Annotated in this window: 1 pseudogene; it reads right to left on the bottom strand. The window is 53.7% G+C overall.

The features are described 5' to 3' along the window. Positions 1-206, bottom strand: a pseudogene (locus KDM89_RS21380) (urea ABC transporter permease subunit UrtC); the annotation flags it as partial. Between the last annotated feature and the right edge of the window lie 101 nt (positions 207-307).

Raw genomic sequence — 307 nt, 5'->3', positions numbered from 1 at the left:
ATGCCGGTGTATCCCCAGACCAGATCCAGTGCCATGGCGGCCAGCGCATAACACATGAATTTGGCGATGATCGCAATCGCGTAGCTGGACACATGCAAGGTATGGCCGGCCGGAAAAGCCAGGTTCAGTAATGGTAAGCTCGCTGCAAGTACCGCAATGACCAGGATGCCAGCCCATGCGGGACGGGAAAATAATTGAGACCTCATTCCACGCTCCTGCCTTTGAGTGCGAACAGACCCTGCGGCCTGCGCTGAATAAAGATAATGATGAAGATCAGGATCACGATTTTTGCCATGACTGCACACGC

Origin of the sequence: Cognatundibacterium luofuense (assembly GCF_018139685.1) — a bacterium.
Taxonomy (GTDB): Bacteria; Pseudomonadota; Gammaproteobacteria; order Burkholderiales; family Burkholderiaceae_D; genus Undibacterium; species Undibacterium luofuense.
This window is presented reverse-complemented; position numbering and strand designations above follow the sequence as displayed.